General features: G+C 46.2%; 21 protein-coding genes. 16 read left to right on the top strand and 5 right to left on the bottom strand.

From position 1 onward, the window contains the following. Positions 1–241: 241 nt before the first annotated feature. Together EGV91_RS11860 and EGV91_RS11855 are read right to left on the bottom strand one after the other, a co-directional pair. Positions 242–898: a class D sortase gene (locus EGV91_RS11860; protein WP_135504004.1), complete on the bottom strand. Its 657-nt coding sequence runs from the start codon at positions 896–898 to the stop codon at positions 242–244. Between the two features lie 3 nt (positions 899–901). Continuing rightward, a complete protein-coding gene (locus tag EGV91_RS11855; RefSeq protein ID WP_135504002.1) occupies positions 902–2,122 on the bottom strand; it encodes a processed acidic surface protein in 1,221 nt (406 codons plus the stop codon). Between the two features lie 305 nt (positions 2,123–2,427). Here EGV91_RS11855 and EGV91_RS11850 point away from each other — a divergent pair, with 305 nt between their 5' ends. From EGV91_RS11850 to EGV91_RS11790, 14 genes are all read left to right on the top strand, one after another. Next, a complete protein-coding gene (locus tag EGV91_RS11850; RefSeq protein ID WP_135504000.1) occupies positions 2,428–3,435 on the top strand; it encodes a lipid II:glycine glycyltransferase FemX in 1,008 nt (335 codons plus the stop codon). 307 nt (positions 3,436–3,742) lie between these two features. After that, the gene (locus EGV91_RS11845; protein ID WP_135503998.1) at positions 3,743–4,750 is read left to right on the top strand and encodes a lipid II:glycine glycyltransferase FemX; all 1,008 of its coding nucleotides are present in this window, start codon (positions 3,743–3,745) and stop codon (positions 4,748–4,750) included. Positions 4,751–5,242: 492 nt separating this feature from the next. Next, complete coding sequence (gene murJ / locus EGV91_RS11840; RefSeq protein ID WP_158290609.1) at positions 5,243–6,757, top strand: murein biosynthesis integral membrane protein MurJ; 1,515 nt, start codon at positions 5,243–5,245, stop codon at positions 6,755–6,757. A 51-nt stretch (positions 6,758–6,808) separates the two neighbouring features. Beyond that, positions 6,809–8,089, top strand: coding sequence for a hypothetical protein (locus tag EGV91_RS11835; RefSeq protein WP_135503994.1), 1,281 nt, complete (start codon positions 6,809–6,811; stop codon positions 8,087–8,089). Beyond that, entirely contained in the window at positions 8,086–8,829 is a 744-nt protein-coding gene (locus EGV91_RS17510; RefSeq protein WP_338325050.1) for a nucleotide sugar dehydrogenase, read from the top strand. Before EGV91_RS11835 ends, EGV91_RS17510 begins: the two co-directional genes overlap by 4 nt. Continuing rightward, positions 8,826–9,374 carry a UDP binding domain-containing protein gene (locus tag EGV91_RS17505; RefSeq protein WP_338325049.1) on the top strand — a complete coding sequence of 183 codons (549 nt, stop codon included), beginning with the start codon at positions 8,826–8,828 and terminating at the stop codon, positions 9,372–9,374. Before EGV91_RS17510 ends, EGV91_RS17505 begins: the two co-directional genes overlap by 4 nt. A 12-nt stretch (positions 9,375–9,386) precedes the next feature. Beyond that, positions 9,387–10,055 carry a sugar transferase gene (locus EGV91_RS11825; RefSeq protein WP_135503992.1) on the top strand — a complete coding sequence of 223 codons (669 nt, stop codon included), beginning with the start codon at positions 9,387–9,389 and terminating at the stop codon, positions 10,053–10,055. Positions 10,056–10,093: 38 nt separating this feature from the next. After that, positions 10,094–11,272 carry a glycosyltransferase family 4 protein gene (locus EGV91_RS11820; RefSeq protein WP_135503990.1) on the top strand — a complete coding sequence of 393 codons (1,179 nt, stop codon included), beginning with the start codon at positions 10,094–10,096 and terminating at the stop codon, positions 11,270–11,272. Positions 11,273–11,309: 37 nt separating this feature from the next. Beyond that, positions 11,310–12,374 carry a hypothetical protein gene (locus tag EGV91_RS11815; protein WP_135503988.1) on the top strand — a complete coding sequence of 355 codons (1,065 nt, stop codon included), beginning with the start codon at positions 11,310–11,312 and terminating at the stop codon, positions 12,372–12,374. 39 nt (positions 12,375–12,413) lie between these two features. Continuing rightward, positions 12,414–13,592 (top strand): glycosyltransferase family 4 protein, encoded by a 1,179-nt coding sequence (locus EGV91_RS11810; protein ID WP_135503986.1) that lies wholly within the window; start codon positions 12,414–12,416, stop codon positions 13,590–13,592. 92 nt (positions 13,593–13,684) lie between these two features. Continuing rightward, a complete protein-coding gene (locus tag EGV91_RS11805; RefSeq protein WP_135503984.1) occupies positions 13,685–13,954 on the top strand; it encodes a YciI family protein in 270 nt (89 codons plus the stop codon). Positions 13,955–14,144: 190 nt separating this feature from the next. After that, positions 14,145–14,858: a GDSL-type esterase/lipase family protein gene (locus EGV91_RS11800; RefSeq protein WP_175580309.1), complete on the top strand. Its 714-nt coding sequence runs from the start codon at positions 14,145–14,147 to the stop codon at positions 14,856–14,858. 145 nt (positions 14,859–15,003) lie between these two features. Beyond that, a complete protein-coding gene (locus EGV91_RS11795; RefSeq protein WP_135503981.1) occupies positions 15,004–16,050 on the top strand; it encodes a HEAT repeat domain-containing protein in 1,047 nt (348 codons plus the stop codon). After that, positions 16,047–17,474 (top strand): glycosyltransferase family 2 protein, encoded by a 1,428-nt coding sequence (locus EGV91_RS11790; protein WP_135503979.1) that lies wholly within the window; start codon positions 16,047–16,049, stop codon positions 17,472–17,474. Before EGV91_RS11795 ends, EGV91_RS11790 begins: the two co-directional genes overlap by 4 nt. Positions 17,475–17,991: 517 nt before the next feature. On the opposite strand, the gene EGV91_RS11785 is transcribed toward EGV91_RS11790, so the two are convergent. After that, on the bottom strand, positions 17,992–21,186 hold the full coding sequence (locus EGV91_RS11785) for a hypothetical protein (RefSeq protein ID WP_135503977.1): 3,195 nt from the start codon (positions 21,184–21,186) through the stop codon (positions 17,992–17,994). Between the two features lie 190 nt (positions 21,187–21,376). Here EGV91_RS11785 and EGV91_RS11780 point away from each other — a divergent pair, with 190 nt between their 5' ends. Continuing rightward, positions 21,377–22,015, top strand: coding sequence for an HD domain-containing protein (locus tag EGV91_RS11780; RefSeq protein ID WP_241666178.1), 639 nt, complete (start codon positions 21,377–21,379; stop codon positions 22,013–22,015). Positions 22,016–22,051: 36 nt separating this feature from the next. Here the strand turns inward: EGV91_RS11780 and EGV91_RS11775 are convergent, their stop codons facing one another. Next, a complete protein-coding gene (locus EGV91_RS11775) occupies positions 22,052–22,264 on the bottom strand; it encodes a hypothetical protein (RefSeq protein ID WP_135503975.1) in 213 nt (70 codons plus the stop codon). A 187-nt stretch (positions 22,265–22,451) separates the two neighbouring features. Then, the gene (locus EGV91_RS11770; RefSeq protein WP_135504008.1) at positions 22,452–23,597 is read right to left on the bottom strand and encodes a LysM peptidoglycan-binding domain-containing protein; all 1,146 of its coding nucleotides are present in this window, start codon (positions 23,595–23,597) and stop codon (positions 22,452–22,454) included. A gap of 328 nt (positions 23,598–23,925) precedes the next feature. On the opposite strand from EGV91_RS11770, the gene EGV91_RS11765 reads away from it, so the two are divergent. Then, positions 23,926–24,798, top strand: a complete 873-nt coding sequence (locus EGV91_RS11765; protein WP_135503973.1) for a DUF1028 domain-containing protein — start codon at positions 23,926–23,928, stop codon at positions 24,796–24,798. The last annotated feature ends 190 nt before the right edge of the window (positions 24,799–24,988 follow it).

The raw sequence follows: 24,988 nt of genomic DNA, 5'->3' as shown, positions 1-24,988 counted from the left end.
TGTCTCGAAGCTAGCGCATCGATGCAGAGACAGAGACAGAGACAGAGACAGGAGCAGTAAGGTTTTCTCTCGCTGTTTGGCTCCATATCAGCTGTTAAAATTGCATTGAGTGTTTGCGGAATTTCTTTGACATAATTTATTGTGTGGGCGGGAAGAAGATATTTCATCAATTCTATAAAATAAAAAGACCACAAGCAGCTCGAATTTCTTGAGCTTGCTTGTGGTCTTTAAAATGCCTGCATCATTCCGAAGAAATGAGGTCAGCGACTAAAATATAGCGGTCGGGTGCGTAGCCGACAAAATCGAACGGGTAGCACGTCGATACTGTGAGTGTGGCTCTGGGTTTCGGGACGATGACGGTGCGGTCATCTTCATCGACGATCCGGACTTGGCGGACTTTGTAGGTGAATTTTCCAGCTTCAGTCGTGACAACGAGCAAATCGCCTTTGCCGACTTCACCGAGTTCACGGAACACAGTGTCGCGGTGGCCAGACAGAACACTGTTATCGTCTTCGCCAGGAAGGACGCTGCCAGCGAAATGGCCGACGCCTTTTTCCAATTCTTCTTCGTCAGTTCCGTGGATGATCGGCAGCGTGGCTTCGAGTTTAGGAATGTACAAATCACCGATATTGTCGCCTTCCACAGGCTTTTCTTGATAAAGCGCCTTCGGTTTCAGCGTTTTCCCGGTACTTTTAGCTTCCGGCTCTTCAACGGCTGGTTCCGCTTGTGCGGAGTCGATGGCAGAATCGGCTTTATATAGAAGGTAGCCTTTTAGGAATGTTGAAGCATTTGTCGTGCTGAACCAAAGCCCAAAAACAATTAATGCGGTTGACAGGGAAAGAAGAATCAGGCGCTTGCCGCGCCCGATTCTTCTTTCTTCTTTCGACCTTTTTTTCATCGATTATAGTCCCATAGCTTTCGAACGGCGGAACAATGCAACTCCTGCGAGCGCGATAACCAATCCGATCAAAGCATTTGGAAGGTAATCAGAAGCTGTTTTCGGAAGTTTTCCACCTTTGACAGTTTTCTTCACAGGTGCTTTCTCCGATTTTTTGCCTGGAGTTTTAACTGCAGGCGGAGCAGCTACAACTTTAGTTTCTTCTTTAACTTCTTCTTCAACTACTTTAATGTCTTCGCCCGTTTCTTGGATGATGTCAGACCCGAACGAGTCGTTTGTCAAAATGAAGTCAGCTAGGAATGTACCTTGTGTGTTGTAAATTTCAACTAAGAGGTCATAGCCTTCAACTGTTTCAAGCGTTATTAATGTGCCCAATGTGACTGGCAACTTTTCTGAGCCTTTTACCAAGTAATATTTAGCATCCAAGTTCATCAAATTAAGCGCATCTGTGTAAATTGCGATCAATTCTGAGATCTGAGCCGCCGTCAATTCATTTGCTGATTCGAATTCCTCGATCATCATCATGCGGTCAGCAAGTGCTTCAGCTCTTTCTTGGAAAGCAGGATCTTCAAAATCAAGAGTTTCTAAGTGAGCTTCTAATCTTTCCAATTCTTCTAAAGTCAATCCTAGTTCTGTAAACATTCCTTCGATATCAACTTCAATGTCGTATTCATCACCATAGCCATAAATGTAATCATCTAAAGCGTACTCGAGGTCTTCGATGAATTCGTAGTTTTCAATTGAATCGCCTTGCTCATTTAAGAAGCTTTCCAGTTCTTCTTTGGATTCAAATTCGTAGTATTCAAGGAGCTCCTGCAGATTATCATCTGTAATCGCAGTGCCGCCATTCACATAGAAATTGATGCCATCTGAAAGCTCTTCAATGAACAAATACCATTCCGTAACCAGGACATCCTGTCCTTCTTCAATGTCTCCATTTTCGATCAATAGTGCATTCAATTCGCTGCGGCTCATTTCGAAATCCGTAAGAACGGATTGAAGCGTTTCTTCAGTGATTGGCAGCCCCAATTCCTCTGCAGACTCAAAATCTTCCAAAGAATAGCCTTTGCTTTCCAAATAATCTATGTAGGCCGATTTTTCCCACTGGATTTCCTTTAGAAATTCATCAAAACCTTTGTCGTTTGCTTCCATTGCGAAAGCGGATGCAGGCAAAAATCCAAACATTAATGCAGCTGATAGAATCAGTAAAAACAAGCGTTTCATCCCTTACCTCCTAGGTAAATATTGTAATATCTAGAATAGTATAAGCATAAGTAGAGGCTTATAAAATAGGTATTATTAACTATTAAGATTTCATTTTAAGTATTTTTTGAAGAATAAAGTTTCTTCAATGCAATATCGTATCTTTTCAACCTATTTTTACCACCGAATCGATGTATTTATATATGAAATAAAAAATAAAATGTAGCACTTTTTGTCTGGAAGGAATATACTAATGAAAAAATTAATATTTCAGACATTTCATTTTTCCGGTACCGCATTCCATTAGAGAAAGAAGAGAGAGAATCATGAAAGATATTTATTTTGATGATCGTTATGGAAAGCTATTCGAAGAGATGGAGAACGGGGAAGCGGGAATGTTCAACTTTGAGCATCCACTTGGCAGAGTCCAGCACCTATTCATCAAACGGCAAATACCGATTGCCTTGAACGGTGAACATTATTACGACTTGGTCACGCCTTACGGCTATGGGGGGCCTTTGATTGTTGAAGGCAGCAAGGATTCCAGGCTTGAACTGGCAGCTGAGTTCGAAAAAGCTTTCAAAGATTACTGCCTTTCCCATAAAATCGTTTCAGAATTTATCCGTTTCCATCCGCTTGCTGGCAACGCCGCCGACTTTGAAGAAGCATTCGAAGTGATGTATATGCGGGAAACGGTTTGCACCAATTTAAAAGAAAGGGATGCACCGTTTGATGGTGAATTTTCAAGGTCAGCGCGCAAAAACATTCGCCAAGCATTAAAAGCAGGAGTGGAATACAAGGTGACGTTGAATCCCGCTAGCCTGGACACATTCAAAGAAATCTACAACGAAACGATGGAAAGGAACCATGCTGATTCATTCTACTATTTCGAGGATGCTTATTTTAAAAAATTGATGGAACTTTTCGGAGAAAATCTGCTTTTGGTCGAAGCAAGATTCGAAGGCAAAGTAATTGGCGCAGGTTTGAATTTTGTTTATGGCAACTTGGCCCATACCCATCTGTCCGGCACCTTGTCGGAATACAACCATCTTTCTCCGGCTTCTGTCATTTATCATGCTTTAGCGGAATGGGGCAAAGAAAACGGCGTGGATGTGGTTCATGCTGGAGGAGGGCGTACAAATAACCCCGACGATAAATTGTACTTATTCAAAAAGCAATTCGGCAAAGAAAGTGACTGCCATTTTTACATTGGAAAAAAAATCTGGAACCCCTTAGTTTATAAAGCTTTATGCGAAGCTTCAGGAACTGTTGATGAAGTCCATTTTTTCCCGGCTTATCGGGCGAAACAAGTGAAGCAAACTGAAAATGTCTAACGAAAAAGCCCGCACAGTGGAATTATGCTGTGCGGGCTTTTCTATAACCCGGACTTTTTTGGAGAGGAAAATTTAAACATTAATGGGCAACTGGAATTTTTCAGACACAAATTTAATAAAATCCCACGTTTTCTCGATTATCCCTAGAACTTTTGTCGCAAGCGATGTATAATTGATTTGTATATAATCTGATAATTCTAATAATACATATATTGTATTTTATAGTGAATTATCCAACAAGTTTCTGAAGAGTCAGCAAATCAGGCAAATATTCAAGCGAATTTATTACATGAATGGAGTTGAGAATTTGAGAGATTTATACTTTGATGAAAATTATGGGCGGTTGTACGAGGAGATTGAAAACGGAACATGCGAAGTATACCAGTTCCATCATCCACTCGGAACTATACGGCACATGTTCATTAAACGTGAGATCCCTATAAAACTGAACGGCAGGACTTATTATGATATTGTAACGCCTTATGGCTATGGCGGTCCGTTGATTGAGGAATGCAGCCAGGACGATAAGAAAATATTGGTGGAGGAATTCAGGGAAGCTTTTCAGCAATATTGTGAAGAGCATGATATTGTCAGCGAATTCATCCGTTTCCAGCCGGTCAACAACAACGCGCAAGATTTCGAAACTTGCTACGATGTGGTTTATATCCGCAATACTGTAGGCACCAATTTGAAAGAATATGACGATCCGGTGCAAAAGGAATTTTCCAAATCAACGCGCAAGAATATCAGGAAAGCCCTGGAAGCCGGAGTGGAGTTCAATGTAATTATGGGTCCGGATGATTTCAAAGAGTTCAAAGATATTTACCATGAAACAATGGCCCGCAATCAAGCGGACACGTATTATTATTTCGATGATGTCTATTTCGAAAGGCTCATTGATTATTTTGGCGAAAATATGCTGTTGGTGGAAGCTGTATATGAAGGGCAGACTATCGGAATGGGCTTGAATTTTGTCTACGACAACATGATCCATACCCATCTTTCTGGAACACTCAATGATTTTCGCCACTTGTCCCCGGCATACATTCTCCAATACGCACTGGTTGTTTGGGGCAAAGAAAACGGTGTCGATCTGATCCATGACGGCGGGGGACGGACCAATAGCCTGGATGACAAGCTTTATCTCTTCAAAAAACAATTCGGGAAGAATACGGGCTTTAAATTTTATATCGGCAAAAAAATATGGCATCCAGAAATATACAAAGAATTATGCGAAGCTGTGGATGTGGAGGCGGATCTGGAATATTTCCCAGCTTACAGGGCAAGGCCGTTGAAAGAAACAGAGAACGTCTGAATTGAATCATACAAAAACAATAGGGGCAGCCCCCAAAACGCCAGTAAGCATAGCGTTTTGGGGGCTGCTTTTTTGTGTGACCAAAAACATCAAGAAGGAACTACACTCGATCATTTGATTTTAAGATGGTTGAAAAAATTATTCATTTCTGAGGGCTGCCGCGGCAAGAAGCAAGGCAAAGCTAAGAGACAGCTGTTACTTTTCGGTACATTGCCAATGCCTTGCACAGAGCGGTCCGAACGGCATCTAAATGCAAGTTTTCTATTGCGGCATTCATGGTGAACTCGCCGCTCCATATAAAATCTAGCGCTAATCACTCAATAATTTCCAAGTATTTTAAATATTAAATCAGTTTAACCTACTTTTAACCTAAGCGCTTTAGTATAAAGCTCAATAATAGTGGCGGAAGAGGGGAGATAGTCATATGTTACGCCGCAGATACAGATGGATAGTAAGCATGACAGAATACACAAGCAAGCGAGGGAGAAAATCATGGAGAAAACCGTCATTGCACTAATGGCTGTAATCATAGCGACGAAAGTGCTTGGCTTTTCAAGGGACATTTCCCTTTCGTATTTTTATGGTGCAGACGGGCTGACTGATGCTTACTTGATATCCCAGACCATACCTTCCGTTCTTTTTTCCTTTGTCGGCATGGGGATAGCAGCAAGCTTCATACCTATTTTCACTAAGATCAACGAAAATGAGGGGCCGGAATACGCACAGCGCTTCACAGCCAACTTAACGAATATCGTCCTTTTGCTGTCCACCGTTCTGGTGATTGCGATGCAGCTCTTTCCAGTACAAATCGTGAAAATCTTTGCCAGCGGCTTTGAAGGGGAAACGCTTAAGATCGCTTCGGATTTCACGAGAATTTCCGCTTTCAGCATTTATTTTACCGCACTCGTTTATATCTTCAATAGTTACTTGGAAGTGAACAGACGCTTTCTGGCAACTGTGCTCAGCGGGCTGCCATTGAATCTGCTGATCATCTTCTTCATCTACCTCAGCTTTGAAGTGAACTTCTATCTGCTGTCGATCGGATCAGTGGTCGCGGTAGTGGTGCAACTCCTCTTCCTCTTGCCGTCAATCCGTAAAACAGGATACCGGCACAAACTGACAGCGGCTCCAATGGAGAAGAATATCCAAAAGATGCTGCTGCTGGCTATTCCGGTGATTGTCGGAGTTTCTGCGGATCAGATCAATGTTTTAGTAGATAAGACATTGGCTTCTCAGATTTCCGAAGGGGGCATTTCTGCACTGACTTATTCCCACCGGATTGTTTTCTTCATACAAGCAATTTTTGTGACGGCGATTGTCACTGTAATGTTCCCTAAGATTTCCAAATTGGCAGTAAATAACAATATCGCTCATTTAAAAGATATTGTCGGAAAAATCGTTACAACGGTCGCGCTGCTCGTCATTCCAGCGACTGTGGGATTGATGATTTTCTCCGAACAAGTGACGGAGATGTTGTTCGGACGCGGCGCATTTACAGACGATGCAGTTGTGATGACATCCGGCGCGCTCTTCTTCTACACGATCGGCATGTTGGGCTTCGGCCTGAGGGAAGTACTGGCGAAAGTCTTTTACTCACTGGAAGATTCCAAGACACCGATGATCAGTGCGGTCGGAGCGATGTTCATGAATGTCGTATTGAACATTGTGTTGTCGCGGTTCATGGGCATCAATGGCTTGGCGCTCGCGACCAGCATTTCGGCATTGGCGACAACCGCCGTTCTGTACATTTCATTGGTTCGGAAAGTCGGCTCGATGAATACGAAGAAAATCTTGTTGGACATATCGAAAGCCGTTTTCGCAGCAGCGGTCATGGGAGTCGCTGCAAAAAGCGTGTTCACGTATCTCGATAGTCCGCAGACAGAACTGCTGGCGCTAGCGGGAGGCATCATTTCCGGTGCTTTGGTCTACGGGCTGATGCTTTGGCTGCTTCAGCTCAGTGATCTCGCCTATTACAAAGCGAGGTTAGCGGCGTTAGCGAAGCGTTAGGGATTTATTAAAACAAAAATAGGCAAGAATATTCCAGGGGGTGCTTGAATCATGCTCTTCGTGTTAGCTTTTTTCATTTTAGAAGTGTTAATCACTTTTTTGCTCAAAGACTATATCGTTCTTGGTCCTGGCTACGGCATGATGATGCTGTTTGCCAGCATCGCGGCGATTTCGCTGTATTTGTACCGGACGCTTGAAAAAGAATGGCTGATGCTGATCTTTGCAGGTTTTGTCATCAGGGTGCTGGTGCTGTTCATCGATTTATATGTACCTTCAATCCAAATCTTCTCCAGTGGAACTGACACGGAATATTTCCATGAAATCTCGTTGCTGATCGCGAATGGCATGTTCCCGCTGGAAGACGGTGCAACCAATTACGTTCCTTTCTTATCAGCCATCTATTACATGGTCGGTGACCAAAGGCCCTTTGCTCAATTCCTCAACGTGGCATTTTGGGTCTTCGCGGCTGTCTACTTGATGAAAGCTTTGATCCATCTTGAAATCGACAAAAAATTGATTTTCATCGCGCTGCTGATTTTCACAGTTATGCCGAACAGCATATTCATGTCCAGCATCCTGCTGCGTGAGTCCATCATCATTTTCCTGATCACAGTTTCGCTTTATCATTTCGTACGCTGGTTCGCCGATGGTACATTCCCGAACTTCATCATGGCGGTTTTGTTGGCACTAGGATCGATGATGTTCCATTCCGGCATGATCGGTTTTGTTATCGCCTACGTTCTGGCATTCATGTTCCTTAGCACGAGCGGATCGAAAAAGGTTACGCAAAATGCACTCTTCCTCATGCTGCTGGTCGTCATGGCCGCGATCATGATCCAGAATTCGGAACTTTTCCTCAGTAAATTCATGGGGCCTGAAGGAACAGCAGTTTCTGCTCTGGAAATTTCAGGGCGTGGAGGATCGATGTACTTGTCCAGTTTGAACGGCTTGACGGGCATCGTGGCTTTGCTGGTAGCGCCGCTTAAAATGTTTTACTTCATGTTCTCACCGATTCCGCTGGATTGGCGGGGCTTTGGCGATATAGCGAGCTTCATGTTCGATTCATCGATTTACGTTTTCCTGGTGGGAGCAACGATTTACGGTCTATTCAAAAGCGATATGCCGCTGCGCAATAAAATATTCATCCTGCTGTTCCTCGGCATCACCGTTCTGGTTTATTCATACGGGACCCAGAGTGCGGGAACGGCCATGCGCCATCGCAATAAAATCATTCCATTGCTGCTGATCACCTTTGCTATTGCCAACAGCAAACAATTGCTGAAAATAGCCGGCAGCCGTTTCCGGAAGTCTGAAGGGGAGAAAGCGGCATGATGAACGATAAATTGACTATTGCAGTTGTGGGCCTCGGGCATGTTGGATTGCCCTTGGCAATGGCTTTCGCCAAGAAATACAGTGTGATCGGCTACGACAGCAATAGAATCCGCATCAACCAGCTGCTTGAAGGAAAGGACAAAACGGGTCAAGTTAACGCGCAGCAGCTTGCGGAGTCCGGCATTGATTTCACTTCTGACCCATCCTCTTTGACTGCCGCCGGCTTTATCATGATCGCTGTCGCTACGCCGATCGACTCAGCGGACCAACCAGACTTAAGCCAATTGCTTGAAGCTTGCAGCATTGTTGGAAGATACATGAAAAAAGGGGCTGTCATCGTCTTTGAATCGACAGTTTACCCAGGAGCCACTGAAGAAGAATGCATCCCCAAGCTGGAGGAGTATTCCAGCCTGGAAAGCGGCGTTGAGTTTTTTGTCGGCTATTCCCCTGAACGCTTTAACCCTGGAGAACGGAAGCTTCCCATCACCAAGATCAAGAAAGTGGTAGCCGGCCAAAACGAAGCGGTCCTCGATTACGTTGCAGAAATCTACGGCAGCGTTATGGATGCCGGTATTTTCAAAGCAAAGTCAATCCGTGTGGCTGAGACTGCGAAAGTCATTGAAAACACCCAGCAAGACGTCAATATCGCCTTGATCAATGAATTTTCCTTGATATTCAATCATCTGGGAATCGATACAGGCGCTGTGTTGGAAACGGCTGGCACCAAAAAAAGCTTTTGAAATTTACGCCAGGGCTCGCGGGCGGGCCGAGGCTCGGAATTGATTCGCATTATTTGGCCCATAAAGCCCGTGCAGCGGGCTATGAGCCGGAAATCATTCTTGCCGGCCGAAAAGTGAACGACGGGATGGGGCATTATATCGCCCGGACCGTAGCCAAACGGTTGATCCAGCGCAATCTGCCTTCCCGCGGCACGCGCGTCACTGTTCTCGGAATCACCTATAAGGAAGATGTCCAAGACCTGCGGAATTCAAAGATCATTGATGTTATTGAAGAATTGCACGATTACGGTTTTGAAGTCCAGACGTCCGATTGCTGTGCGGATCCCCAAGACGCAGACCGGAAATATGGCGTCATGCTGACGCCGGAACATGAACTGCTGCCGGCATCTGCCGTTATATTGGCCATGCCTCATAAACAATACAAAGAAGCAGGCTGGAAGCTGATCCAGCCGCTGCTGGACAAGCAAGGCGGCATGGTTTTTGATGTCAAAGGCGTTTTGGAGCAGCAAGGCAAACCTGAGAACGTTGAATTATGGAGATTATAGGGAGGAATTTACATGACTCTTGGAACGGTAGATCCGGTAAAGAGGAAAAACAAAGTGACGGGCTCTATCAAGCGGGCTTTTGAATTTATCGCTGCACTGCTGATGCTGGTGATGCTGTCGCCATTATTTCTGGTAATTGCAATTCTTGTCAAATCAGAATCGAAAGGCCCCGTCTTTTTCACACAAATGCGCGGAGGCAAGGACAATGTCCATTTTCTGATTTACAAGTTCCGGACAATGGCGGACGATGATTCGCTGCGCGATGACACAATCCACGTTTTGGAAACAGATAGCCGCATCACGAAAGTGGGTTATTACCTCCGCAAAATGAGCTTGGATGAATTGCCGCAATTGATCAATATCGTCAAAGGCGACATGTCTTTCGTCGGTCCAAGGCCCACTCTCACTTCCCAGACGGATAGCTACACGCCTTATCAAATGCAAAGGCTTCTTGTAAAACCGGGAGTGACTGGCTGGGCGCAGGTAAGAGGCCGGAATTCACTGAGCTGGAATGAAAAAATCGAGCTGGATCTCGAGTATATCGAACGGCAGAGCCTGCGATTCGATTTTTATATCTTGTTGCAGACAGTGCAGAAAGTATTTAACTCAGAAGGCGTGTTCAGGGATGAAAGCAAACAAACAGAAGTGAAAAAGAAAAATCAGGATGCCCGTGACAACTGACGGATGGAACTGGGGCAGAAATAAGGGAGAGATTCCATATGGCGGTAAAAGTGATACATGCGGTGACAATTCCGGAAAGCTTAGTTTTTCTTCAAGGGCAATTGAAATATTTGAATAGCCGTGGCTACGAAGCCAAAGCCTTGAGTTCGAAAGGAAAATACGCCCAAGAATTCGAATTCACTGAAGAAACGCAGGTTTTGCTGCTGGACATGGAGCGGGAAATTTCGCTGGCTAAAGATTTCCGGGCATTGATCCGATGCATCCGGATCCTGCGCAGCGAAAAGCCGGATATCGTCAATGCCAGCACTCCCAAAGCAGGTCTGGTTGTTACGCTTGCAGCTTTGATATGCGGCGTGCCGATTCGGGTCTACAATATGCGGGGGCTAAGGCTGGAAACCACCAGCGGCCTGAAGCGCAAAATTTTGCTTGCGGCTGAAAAAGTTTCTGCAGGGGCAGCGACCCATTGCCTGGCTGTTTCAAACAGCCTCCGAGACCAAGTCATCGATTTCAGAATCGCTGACAGCCGTAAAATTTCAGTGCTCGGCAAAGGGAGCGGGGATGGCTTTGATGTCGGACGCTTCCGGCTGGACAACGAAAAACAACAGCACATCGCTGAGTTGAAAGCGGCATATGGTTTCGGTCCGGACGATTTGGTGCTCGGGTTTGCCGGTCGTTTGACAAACGATAAAGGAATCACGGAACTTGTTGCTGTTTTTGAGCAATTGGCAAGTAAATATGAAAACCTGAAGCTGTTGATCATAGGGAATTATGAATCTACGGATCCTGTTGATGAAGAAACCAAATCGAAAATCGAAGGCCATCCGGGTATCACATTTACGGGCTTTCAAAAAGACCCAGTGCCTTTTTTCCATATTATGGACGTCTTCGTTTTCCTGACGAAACGGGAAGGATTCGGCAATGTGTCGATTGAAGCGGCGCTTTGCGGGGTACCCGTGATTGTTTCCGATGTCACGGGGGCAAAAGACACCATTGTCGATGGGCGAAACGGATTTTTAGTGGATTGTGAAAATCAGCAAGATATTGCCGAGAAATTGGAACTGCTTATTTTGGCTCCAGAGATGCGTGCACGAATGGGGGAATTTGGGCAGCGCTGGGCAGCGGAGAATTTCAGCAATGCCACGATTTGGAATGAGCTGGATGGATTTTATCAACAATGCCTCGCGGAACGCATGCGCCCGGCAAGGCAAATATTGTGAAAAAGTAGACTTTATGCGGATAAGAGGGGGAGTTTGAGTGATGCATTATTATATTGCAGCAAAAGGGCTGCTGGCCATCAAAACCAATGCCAAAGACTTTAAATGGTCGTTCGGCCACAATATGCCGGAAGCGTCCCAAGAGGATTACGAACAATGTGAAGTCAAGCTGCATCTGGCAATCGAAGATTTTAATGAAGACGAAGGTTTGGAAAAACTGGGGAAATACCATTATTTCAATGGCGATCCCGGGGCTGGGGTAATTTACTATACCCGCAATTTTGCTATGCGGATGAAACTCAGGATCAAAGCTGAAAATCTATTGTCAGAAGAACCGAAAATCACGTTTAATCCGAATTACTATAAATTCATCACACACCGAATCATGAATCTCCATTCGGTCGGCTATATCCTGACCGATTTAGCCACATTGCTGTTATTGAAAAAAGGTTACGCGCCAATTCATTGTTCGGCATTTAAAAAAGGTGATGCGGCTGTGGCCGTATTCGCGCCGCCAAGCACTGGAAAAACCTTGAGCAGCATGATGGCGTGCATGGACCATGGCGCTCAGTTTATCGCAGAAGACCTGGCCATCACCGACGGCACAAAAATCTATTCAGTGCCTTGGACGAGTACGTTCAGGTTCTATTCCAATATGGAGCAAAGCACTGCATCGAAAATGAAAAATAAGGCAGTTAAAATATTGCCGCCTCTTGAATATGTCTCTTTCTCCAAGGCGAAGCCTGTAACGGATTACGTGGATACAGGTTCTATCCTTGATGAAGAAATTGTCACTCATGTCGCCATCTTGGAGAGAGGTGTCGATGAGGTCGCCATCCAAGATGATGCAGAGGCGGTGCGGAAAATGCTGAATTTGAACCGCAATGCTTTTCATTATTTAAAATCGCCATTTTTAACTGCGTATGAGTTTTTTAACCCGGAGCTGGATATCGAGCATGCAGCAGCCCAGGAGAAAGCGGTCTTGACAGAACTGATCAGCAATAGTGAGAAAGTGTTCTCATTGAAGGCGGAAAACCCCACAGATTATGCCCACATCTTAGTCGAACAGATTCAGGCGCCTGCACTGAAATTGGGAAACATCTGAAAAAAAGAGATTGATTACATTTGGAGAGGCGGGGGGAATATGGCGGGCAAGGTGATCCATGCTGTAACTGTAGCGCAGACCTTGAAGTTGATGAAGGGGCAGCTGGCTTATTTAGAAGACAAGGGGTATGAGACAAAAGCGTTAAGTTCCAAAGGGGATTACATCAAAGATTATGAACAGGCGGAAGGTGTCAAAGTACTGAATGTGGAAATGGAAAGGGAAATCTCCCTTTTGAAAGATTTATCCTCATTGATAGCGTGTGTGAAGCTGTTCTATAAAGAAAAGCCGGATATCGTCAATGCTGGCACTCCAAAAGCAGCATTGATCGCCATGCTCGCAGCTTTTATAACCGGAGTGCCAATCCGGATTTATAATGTGCTTGGGTTAAGGCTGGAAACGACTACAGGGCTGAAAAGATTGATATTGCTGACGGCTGAGAAAATTACAGCGACAGCCGCGACGCATATTTTATCCGTCTCGCCAAGCCTCTCAGAGCAATTGGTCTCCTATGGCATTGCTGCGCCAGAAAAGATCAAGGTTTTAGGGAATGGCAGCCTCAACGGCTTTAACCTGGCAGATTTTGAATTGGATGATGAGCGGCGAATGGAAACCGATTCCCTCAAAAAAGAACTTGGCTTGTCAAAGGATCATCTCGTAGTTGGCTTCATGGGCCGCATCACAAGAGACAAAGGAGTTGCGGAAACCGTTGCGGCCTTTCTGGGCTTGAGCCGCAGATATCCGCAGCTCCGGCTGCTGGTGGTGGGAGATTTTGAAGAGGGTGATCCGGTGGATGAAAAAACGAAACAGGAAATCCTCGATAATCAATCCATCATTCTTGTTCCCTACCAGAAAGATCCGATTCCTTATTTCCATATGATGGATATATTTTTATTCCTGACGAAAAGAGAAGGGTTCGGCAATGTTTCGATTGAAGCTTCGCTTGCCGGAAAACCGGTCATTGTGAGTGATGTGACAGGAGCGCGAGACACAGTCAGTGATTGGGAAACGGGTTTATTGGTGAATCCCCAAAATGGTGCAGAAGTTATCAATAGGCTGGAACTTCTCATCAATGACAAAGCTTTGCGTCAGCGGCTTGGCGCGAACGGCAAAGTCCATGCTGAAGCCAATTACAGCAATGAAGCGATTTGGATGGAATTGGAACACTTCTACCACGAGTTGCTGCTCCAGCAAACGGGAGCCTTACAGCGGATAATTTAATTGGGGATGGATTTAAAGCGCTGCGATGGCATTTTCCAAGGGGAAAATTGTATGATAAATGAGCTGAACTGTTTAATTGAAAGGAGGATTCCATGAAGTATTTTGCTGTGCTGCTGCCGATGGCTGATAAAGAAAAAAGCGCGCTGTACCGTCCGGATCACTTGGCGTTTCTTGAGAAGATGAGGGATGAAGGGCATGTCCGCGTCAATGGCAAATTCACGGACGGATCTGGCGGACTGGTAATTTACCGGGCAGATTCCTATGAACAATGCGAGGAGTTTGTTAAACAAGACCCTTTTATCGTGGAAGGGGCAAGAGATTACGAAATTATCGAATGGGAAGCAGTGTGGAACGAGGATTAGGGTAATTGAACTTGAGCTGTTCTGAAGCCGGTGGTAACCGGGTTTCGGAGCGGCTCTTTTTTGGCGAAAGAGAAGCTCACCGAAAAATGGGAATTGGCGGTCAAGTTTAAGAATGCCGGAAGAAGGCAATAAAATGTATTGGGCGCATGCCCTTACATCTCAGAGAAATAGGAAGTGGCTTAAGGTGAAAATGAAGAAAACATTATTGATTGCGTCGCTCGCAGTAAATGTACTGCTGATCGGAGCGGCAGGGGTCATTGTCAATAAACAAGGTGGTATGGGCTTTATAGAAGAACAATACCAAGCGATGAAATCGAAAGAGGAGTTCCCGGAGTATTATCGCCAGAAAAAAGATATTTTTGAAGCGCTTGAAGGTGAAAGTGCCGACAAGATTTTTCTCGGTGACAGCATCACCGACCATGGGGATTTCCAGGAATATTTTCCGGATGAAAAAGTCCTGAACCGCGGAATCGCTGAAGATACGACCAAAGGCGTGCTTAACCGCATAGATGAAGTCGTGTCGCGGAACCCGGAAGAAGTGTATATCATGATTGGCGTCAATGACATTGCAGCGGGCGTGAAAAAAGAAACGTACGCGAAAAACATGGAAAAGATTGTTCAGTCATTTGACCAAGAAAAAACTCGTGTGGTGTTGCAATCGCTGCTGCCGGTCAATAACGACAGCTTCAATAACGATTTGCCGAACAGCCGAGTTGATGACTTCAATGCGATTCTTGAAAAAGTGGCAGCAGACAATAATAGCGAATATGTAAATCTGCATCCGCATTTCGAAGATGGCAACGGACAGCTGCAAAAAGAAATCACGATTGACGGCCTTCATCTCATGGGTGAAGGGTATGATAGATGGATTGAGCAGCTTGGAGAGCAGCTGCCAGAAAACTAGCCAAGGCACTTCCACACAGGAAGTGCTTTTTTTATAGTTTTCTTTCTTTGCATGTAGTAATATTGGAATATTAACTGTTTTATATTTACAATAATAACTGATATTTAACATAATAATTAAAGTTTACTGGGATAGGGGTGAGAATATGGCTAGCTTTTTTGTTTGGTTAATCGGTATTTTACTGATGGTGCAATTTATATTATTAATAGGATTGGCGGGCTGGAAAACGGTTATGATCCGCAATGAAAATACGATTAATGCAGAAATTACCAGGCTGCAGCCCCAGTATAAGGACTATGTTTCCGGAAGTCTGCTCTCGCAGCCGGATGCTCCGGCAGCAAATCGTTTTCAAACAGCTGCGGTAGAACGCTTGCTTGAAAATATGGTCCATGCCGATGCAAATGCATTAAACGGAAAAAGAATTACAGAGTTGGCCCAGCTCCACTTATCCGAAAGATACAAAGTTGTACTGAAAAAAGGTACATGGGCGGAGCGGATCAATTGCCTTTATTTCATTGAAGATTTCAAAATGGTGGAGTTGCGGGAAGAACTATACATGCATTATAAAGGCTTGCACAAGCGCGACGAAGAGTACCGGCAATGTTTGCGTGCAGCTGCAGTATTAGGAGAAGGCCGCATCAGCGAAGCCTTATTTACCGAGCCGCCTTTATCCGTCGGGTTCATCAAAGAACTGCTCGTGAGGATGGACGCGGAGCTATTGTCGGATTTGGCTGGACACATCGAATCCCGCAAAGAAGTGCCGCAGAATCTGCTCTTCGCTTTTATCACCTTTAATGGCGAACAGAAAAATGAAGCCTTCTTTCCTTTTGTCGAGCAAATGATTCATGACGAACGAAAAGAAGTGCGCATCAAAGCGATGAAAAGCTTGTGCGACTATGAGAAAATATCGAATCCGTCTATGCTGGCCGGATTTTTCAAATCCGTTTTCTGGGAAGAGCGGATGTATGCGGCCAAATTGGCGGGCGCATGCAAACTTGATGAATACAAAAAGCCGATGGCGCTGCTGTTTACAGATCCCGTTTGGTGGGTTCGCTTTGCAGCGGCAGACAATATTTACGGCTTAGAGGGCGGTTCGAATTTATTGAAGGACATTGCTGCAACGAGCAACGATGCATACGCGCGTGATATCGCGAAGCATATGTTGACCAGGAAAGGCAGGGTGGCCTCATGAACGACGATATGTTGAAAATGGTATTGGAAGGGCTCGGCTGGGCAATCATCATTTATATGCTGACGGCGAATTTAATTTATTTGGGCTTGTTTACGATTGCTGGACCCAAAATCAACCGTGAGAAAAAATTGAATCGCCTCGAACAGATCGAAGGCATGTCGATTAATAAAGACACATATCCTGTTTCTGTTCTTGTTCCCGCGTTCAATGAAGAAACAGGAATCGCCAGCACGGTGCAATCATTGCTCGCTTTGAACTATCCGCAATTTGAAGTGGTCGTCATCAATGACGGTTCGACGGACAGCACCAGTGCGAAGCTTATAGACCGTTTTGAGATGGAGCCGATCGATCTTGCAGCCCGCAGTTATTTTAAAACAGAATTGATGGTTCGGGCTTTTCAGTCAAAGCTTCATCCGCATCTTTTTTTAATCGAAAAAAATAATGGCGGCAAGGCGGATGCATTGAACGCCGGAATAAACTTCTCCCATTATCCATATTTTGCGGCGATAGACGGCGACTCGATCCTTGAAAAAGACGCATTGCTGAAAACGATCAAGCCAATCATCGATTCGGATGGACTGGTTACGGCGACCGGCGGCACTGTACGCATCGCCAATGGCTGCCGCATTGTCAACGGTTCTGTCCAACAAGTGCGTTTGCCAAAAAGCCCTCTTGAAATCATGCAGATCATCGAATATTTCCGTTCGTTTCTCATCGGCCGACTTGGCTTCAGCCGCGCCAATATCCTTTTGATCGTCTCGGGTGCATTCGGCGTTTTTGAAAAAAGCCGCGTCGTGAAAGTTGGAGGCTATAACCGGGAAACAGTCGGGGAAGACATGGAATTGATCGTCCGGATCCACCGCTCGATCAAAGACGAAAAATCAAAGCAGCGCATCGAATACATCCAGGACCCCGTCTGTTGGACAGAAGCCCCAAGCACTGTCGCTTCACTGCGCGCCCAGCGGATCCGCTGGCAGCGGGGGCTGGCTGAAACCATCTGGATCCACCGGAAAATGATTTTGAACCCGAAATACCGCGGCATCGGCATGTTCTCAATGCCTTATTTCCTGCTCATCGAGTTATTGAGTGCGGTGTTTGAAGTGCTCGGCTATGCGTTTATCGTCGCTTCACTGCTGTTTTCACTCGTTGATGCCGACATCGTGCTAATCATGCTGCTGGTGATGATTTTATACGGTTCTCTCTTGTCAGCACTCGCTGTGCTGCTGGAAGAATGGACCTATCACAAATACCCGGATGTCAAAAGTATCCTCATCCTGTACTTTTTCGCATTAACGGAGTCGTTCTGGTATCGCATCGTCATGAACGCTTGGCGCGTGGAAGGCCTCGTATTGGCGTTCAAGAAAAATGCAGCTTGGGGCAATATGGAAAGACAGGGCGTTTTTTCGAAAGAAGATAGCCCGTAAAAAAGAGGTATCGGACAAAATCCGATACCTCTTTCCGGTAGTAGAAAAATAAATATTTATGTTAGTTAAAGAATAAAAAGTCATTGCATCTTACGTATACAGGATTCTGCGCTCCATGCGGACGCTTTCCGCGGACGAAGCGCTGAGCCTCCTCGTCGCAAGCTCCTGCGGGGTCTCATCACTCCGTTCTTCCGCAGGAGTCGCCGCATTGCGCTCCGAATCCTTGAGAGATTGCTTACGAAAAGTGGAGGAGTTGGTTACTCTCTTTAATGAGAGCTACATGCTAACAACCGGTCTGGCCACGAAGACTCCTGTGGGACAGCGAAGGCTGAAGACCCCGCAGGAACGTCAGTGACGAGGAGGCTGAAGCTGAGCCCACGGAAAGCGAAGTGGCCAGAATGGTTGGGGTATACACAGTTATTCATGTTGATTAGATTTTGTCTACAGTCGGAAAGAGGTATCGGACAAAATCCGATACCTCTTTGCTTTTATAACAGGAACGCTTGCTGCGATTCCTTTATTTAATTCCGCCAAAATAGTCCTGGAGAATGAAATACGACTGCTTGAGGCGTTCTTCGGATTCGGGCAATGCCCAGTTTTCCCACGTGTAGAAGGATTGTTTGCCAAGACCCGTAGAATCGATGATGGTGTTTTCGCTGTCCGCCAGCACAGCGGAAATGCCGATGCCGTCAATCTTCATCGATGCTTCGATTCCATCTTTCTGAAGATCACCGATAAATTCCTTGTTGCTCGGGTCTTTGGCATTCAGCAGCATCCATGGAATGCGGATTTCAAGAACGCCGGTGTCTTCCGAGTAAAACCAGTCATTCAGCGAATCGTATTGCGCCATATCCGGATTTGCGATGCCGTATTGCAGGACGCCTGTTTCATAAGAGCTGAACGGAATCACTTCGCCAGTATCGGGCCGGGTGATTTCTTTGTTCAGCGCTAGGCGGATAGGGTGGAATTCTTCTGTAATGTCTTTCTTGGATTGGGGGATGAATTTTTGTTTTACTGCATAATCATAATAAAAGGTATCGTAATCGCCCGCTACCAACAAGCGAGCGGACTCTTTACTTTTGATCGCCAACTGAAAATCGGCTTTCGCGGTTTCACCAGGCGCCGGATTGAAGGAAATTCCACCATCTTCCCGGATGCTGAAATATAGATTGAAGGTGTCTTTGCCCAGCCACTCCTTCGCGTCTTCATTGAATGTTGTTTTGATGTAAAGATAGCGTTCGTCATGGTCTGCAGCCAACGATTTTATCTTGCCTTTATCATCTTTATACAGTGCAGTTCCGGAATCCCAGTCATCTTCTCCGTCCACTTTCACTTTATGGCGGTCAAACGCCAGCAGCCCGAATTGCTGTTCATTTGTCTGGGCGTTCGACCAAAACGGACGCCGGTCGGCATTGTCGTAATCCATCGTATTCCAGGTCCGCTTGAACCATTCGTCCTGCCAAGTGAAAACGATGCCGCCCAGCATATTTGTTTCTATAATATCTTCATACAGGTGTTGTGCGATATCGCCATGCTGTTTTTCCGAGATGAATCCTTGGTTCCAGCCGAACGGGTTATCGTGGGTCTTGCCGCGGGAAGCGGGAACGCCGAATTCTGCGATGAGGATCGGCAGTTCATGTGAATCTTTCAAGTCCTTTAAATAACCCGCATAATTATTGCGTTCCCCGCGGTGGTCAATAAATTCGGTGTATTTTTCCTCGAGATTCAAAAAGTCCGGATAATAGGGATACACGTGGTAGGAAGCGAACATTCCTGTTTCCGATAGGTTTTCTTTGGCTTTGATGTGGTTTGGATCCACTGTAGCGATATCTTCAATATCTCCAACGTCAGCCGGGTGCTCAAGATTATCGGTCGTCACCCAGTTCGTGAAGCTCAGCGGGCGCATGCTTTGGTATGTTTCCATTTCGTATTTAGCAAGTCCATCAAGCTGCTGGGCAAGCCAATGTTCCATCGGGTTGGCGTTTTCCGTGTAAATGTGGGTGCCGGAAAAGTCACCGAGATCCGGGTAGAGCCGGTCCATTTCCTCCACCATTACGGGATCCCATTCAATGCCGATGACCCAGCCAATCACGTAGGGCGAAATGTCTGCTGTATAATTACCGGATGCATGCCCCGGCTCCGGTCCGACTTCTGCTTTGCCATGGATCACATCTGCAAGCATGCGGATTTCTCCCTGAAAGCGCTCAGTTATTTCTGGGTCGAAAGCATCCAGTTTTTCGGCTAATGGCTCTTCATCAATCCATACGCCCTGCAGCAGGTAAAGCGGTTCTTCTGCCGTTTCGTTGTGGCGCTTTAAGGCTTCGTAAAAGCCGGGAGGATGAAGCGTATAAATGCGCAGCACATTGGCGTTCATATCGGCAATCTGCTTGAACCAGCGTTCGTATTCGCTTTGCGAGATGGCGGCTTCACCAGGGAAAGTGCCCGGTTTTGCCATGCCCATATTGACGCCTTTGATGGTCATCGGCCGCCATTCGCCGTCTTGGAAGACTTCAAACTCCTGGCCGTTGATACGGGATGGATAATTGATGCCGTCTTGCTCTGCTTGGATGGTTTCATGGGCAAGTTGCTGCGGCTGATTTTTTGCATCACCCAAGATTTTATCCATCAAAGGGGCGTAAGTCTGCCAATAAAAACTCGTCTCTGATTCAGGCTGGGCGAGGGACAGCCAGGACATGATTTTGCTGTAGCCCGCATATTGATAAAAACTAGGCACCTTGCTGATATCCACAAAGTCACCTGCAAAATAATACGCATCCGCATTGTCTTTTTGTTGGCGGACGATGGCTGGGAACGCTTCAGGAATGCCGTTATCCTGTAAAATCTTCGAACCGGCGCTAGTCAGATCCCAGTCGTAGCCCGCTATGACGGATTCGTCTGCCTTCGCTTCACTGATGTCGAACCAATACTGGAAAGCAGGGGAGCTGCTAAGCCCGAAACGTTCCGCCCCTTGTCCGCTGAATTGCATGCGGATGCCATCGGGTCCGACCTCATTTCTTTGTTCCGACAGCACAACAATCCTCTCCTCTTTGTCGTTCACGAGAACAAAACCGCTTCCTTGAAAATCCCATGTACTGTTATCATCTTCGTAGCGTGAAATGACCCACGCCGGCACTTCTTCATCGGAACCGGCCAGTTCTTTGAAATAACGGCCGCTCCAGCCTGTCCAAGAAACGCCAAGAAATTCCGTCATGTCTTCGCGGACTGGGCTATCGGTGGGCGAAGAAAAGGAATTGAATTCGACGACCAAATCGGAGCCGCCGTTAGTAACCTGCCTTTTGACGGTTTCCCATTCGGCCATGTCCATGCCGCCGTATATGAGGGAGGGAGCATCGCCGGTGCTGGAGTTCCAGCTGAGATCTTCTTCGTACACACCATAGGTATCCGCTACATAAATCAAATCCGAACCTTCGAGCGTATCCGGCACTTGTCGGATCGAGTAATCCTTTTCTTCTTCATTCGGCAAAAATCCGTAGAAATCCGAATCTTCTTTGTAAGCACTGCCGCCATCTTTTGTATAGCCGCTGTAATTCAGCAGCCACGTCAAGCCATGATGTTCGCGGTAGTTCTCTGTAGGCACCGTTTTATCGATGATTGCAACTGCAAGCGGCTCGGTTTCTTGGAAATGCCATACCAACATCGGCAAGGCCAATAAAAACAGAAGCGTAAATACCGTAAAAATTATCTTTTTCAACTATGTTCCTCATTTCTAATGGTCACTATAATCAAAACTGGACTTCTTTTCTTGAACTAACAGCGTTAGAGAGAACAGCCAGCTTTTAAGGCCCTTTTTATAGATTGATTATACCCTGAAAGGCGCAAAAGGTAATGCGAAGGGTGTAGAAAGTTTCAAAAATTTTCCGCTTATCTTTTAAAAAGGATGAATGACATCTGTAGATAAAGTGAGTGTGAATACCGCAATCCGGCTTTTGTTGGACAAGCGCGCTATACTGTGGGAAGAAAGGTGTGAGGAGATGGAAGGGATTATCGATCAGGCGATTCAATTCGCCGCTGTCAAACATGCAGGGCAAATGCGCAAATCCACAGCCGTTCCATACATCAGCCATCCGTTCGCTGTAGCGATGCTGCTGCAGGAAGCTGGGCATGGAGCTGAAGTGGTGGCCGCCGGTATATTGCACGATACACTCGAAGATACATCAGCAACCGCAGAAGAAATTTTAACACTTTTCGGAGCGGTGGTTCTGAAACTTGTTGAAGCAGCGTCTGAGCCTGACAAATCGCTGCCTTGGGAAGACCGCAAACGCCATACAATGTCATCTCTTGCGCAGCGCTCGGATGATGAGCTGGCTGTCATCATCGCCGATAAATTGCACAACCTGCGTTCCATTCGGCTCGATATCGATCGCCATGGCGAAAAAGTATGGAGCCGCTTCAACAGAGGCAAAGAGCAGCAGGCCTGGTATTACCAGGGGATTGTCAATGCAGTGTGGGAGCGGAATGGTCAAGTGCCGCTGATTGCCGACTTGCAAAAAGAAGTGGATTTGGTTTTTTCAAATGCATGAAAAAAACGCTTGGAGTTTTCCAAGCGTTTTTGTGTGCTATAAAAATAAAGCAATAATGGCCGTGACAGCAAAAGCGGCATAAAAGGCGAATGCTTTTTTCGTTTTTTGGTGGTATGCATAGCGGCTGATTCGCTCAGCACCTGTTTTCTTATGGGCGCTATAAGCTTTCAAATGAATGGACAAGGCGATCAAGGCAAAAATAACGCTTATCGCCAGTAAACTGAATTTAACGATCAGGATTAACTCCAAACGGTCTCATCTCCAAAATCTAAATCATTGCTGTACTTATTCCGGCTTTTATTATAATACGATTAGCGAGAAATGACTATATCCAAACGGACGATTGAAAGAGCAGAATCGCCATGGCGAAAAGGATGCGCTGAATTTAGCGCATCCTTTTGTAATGAAGCAATGCGTTGGAGCGGATAGCTCACCGTCATTTTGGAATGATCAGCACTTGTCCGACTTGGATGATGTACGGACTGGCAATTTTGTTGGCAGTGGCAATGGCAGCGACGGTCGTATTATACGTCCGGGCAATGCTATAAAGCGTATCGCCCGCTTTGACGGTGTACTTGACTGTTGCCACTGGCGGTGCGGCTACCGGAATGATCAATACCTGGCCAACTTGAATCAGGTTGTAATTGGTGATGTTATTGGCTTTAGCCAGAGCTGCGACGGTGACTTTGTATTTTGTGGCAATGCTGTAAAGCGTGTCGCCTGCTTTAACGGTATATTTGACAGTTGTTGCCGGAGGCGGAGTGGTGGTCCCTGGAATGAGCAGCACTTGTCCGACCCGGATTAAGTTGTAATTGGTGATGTTATTGGCTTTGGCCAAAGCAGCGACGGTGACTTTGTATTTAAGCGCAATGCTGTACAAGGTATCCCCGGCTTTGACTGTGTAATACGTTCCACCAGCTGTTGGCATATTCAATAGCTGTTGGACTGTCACGAATGAATAGCCTTTCGCTTTCAGTTTTGAAATCATGCCCGGCAATGCGCCTGGCGTACCGGATGCCCCAGCTCCAGTGTGCATTAGGACGATAGAGCCCGGGACGATATTATTGACCACTTTATCAGTAATGGCAGTCGATGAAACACCTTTCCAGTCGACTGTGTCAATATTCCATTGGATGGTATGTGTGTAGCCCGCAGCGCCGACTCCTGATAGCACAGCTGAATTCACTGCCCCGAAAGGCGCGCGGAATAACGGTTTCGATGTTTTGCCGGTAATGTTTTTGATTGTGGCTTCCGCTTTATCGAGTTCCGCTTTCATCTGGGCAGCTGTCAATTTAGTGAAATCCGGATGCGAGTAGGAATGGTTTCCAATGGCATGGCCCTGCGTGGTGATGTTTTTGATCGACGTTGGATGGTTGGCGGCGCCAGATCCCGTCAAAAAGAATGTGGCTTTGATTTTATTGGTCGACAGAATGCCAAGAATCTTGTTGATGTTCGCGCCGTCCGCGCCGTCATCAAACGTCAATGCCACCACTTTTTTTGTTGTGCTTCCTTTTGTGACGTAGGTCGAAGCGGCCGCTTCCGCATTTAGAGAGAACGACAATGTCGTGAACAATATGAGCATCAGCGCAGCAATAACTTTAACTAGTTTACTTCCCACGGTTCTCACCCCTTTTGTTTTTCCGGGCTCTTCCCGGCTATGTATAGAAATAAGGTGAGGCGATTTTACTATGTATGTGTTTTTAATTTGAAAATTCAGATTTTATATGACTCTATTATATCAGATAATTTTGAAAATTAATAGTTGGGTTGTATTTGTGATAAAAATTTGTTTTATGGGTATTTGCTGTTGCTATTGTTGAATCTAGCCAACCGCAAAAAAGTTTACATGGATTTCAGGGGAAGGTAAGATTTAATTATTCTGATAAATAGACGGATGGGGGAATTTATAAATGAAGCAAGTCAGCAAACATAAACTAGTAGCGACTTTTTCGATAGCAGCGGCAGATCCTGCAACAGGGGAAGTCGGGGTGGCGGTGCAATCCAAATTTCTGGCAGTAGGTTCGGTGGTGCCCTGGGTCAAAGCGAATGTCGGCGCTGTCGCTACGCAATCATGGGCGAACACATCTTATGGGCCAAGAGGGTTGACGCTGCTGGAGCAAGGTTTATCGCCGGAAGAAGTGATTGAAGAACTTGTTGGTTCTGACGAAGGCAAAAGCCTGCGGCAAGTTGCGATTGTCAGCGCGAATGGCGAAGCGGCTGCATTCACGGGTGCGGAATGCTACGACTGGGCGGGCCACAAGATCGGCCGCCATCATTCAGCGCAAGGCAATATCCTCGTCAGCGAAGAGACGGTAACTGCGATGAGCGAAACATTCGAACGCGCAGCTGGAACGCTTGCCGAACGCTTGATTGAAGCGCTTGCCGCCGCCCAGCAGGCAGGGGGCGACAGCCGCGGCAAGCAATCGGCAGCGGTTTATGTGCAGCAGGAAAGCGCGGGCTACGGCGGCTACAACGATGTCAAAGTGGACTTGCGTGTCGACGACCATCCGGAGCCAATCGACGAATTGCAGCGGCTCTACAAGCTCCATCAATTATTCAATTCACCGTCGGAGAATTTTTTGGCTTTAGAAGGCGATGTGTTCGAAGAGGTGAAGCGCAAGCTCGCTGAGTTGGCGTTGCTCGATCACACGGAATATCCTGCTTATGAAGGGCCAGTAAAAGATGCGCTGAAGACGTTCGCTCTGAGCGAGAACTTCGACGACCGCTGGACAGAGGACAATCAAATCGATGAGCAAGTCTACGAATTTTTGCTGGCTAAATAATGGGAAAGGCCCGCTGATGTTTCGTCAGTGTGGTGGATTCGGCGGCAGAAGCGTATTTCGGCTGCAATGGGGCGTATTTCATTCGCAATGGAGCGTATTTAAAGCCTTATAGAGCGTATTCCGACGACAATAGAGCGTATTTCAATAAAACACGAAAAAGCGGGCACACTCCTCATCGAGTGTGCCCGCT

Origin of the sequence: Planococcus koreensis (assembly GCF_004761975.1) — a bacterium.
GTDB classification, from domain to species: domain Bacteria; phylum Bacillota; class Bacilli; order Bacillales_A; family Planococcaceae; genus Planococcus; species Planococcus koreensis.
This window is presented reverse-complemented; position numbering and strand designations above follow the sequence as displayed.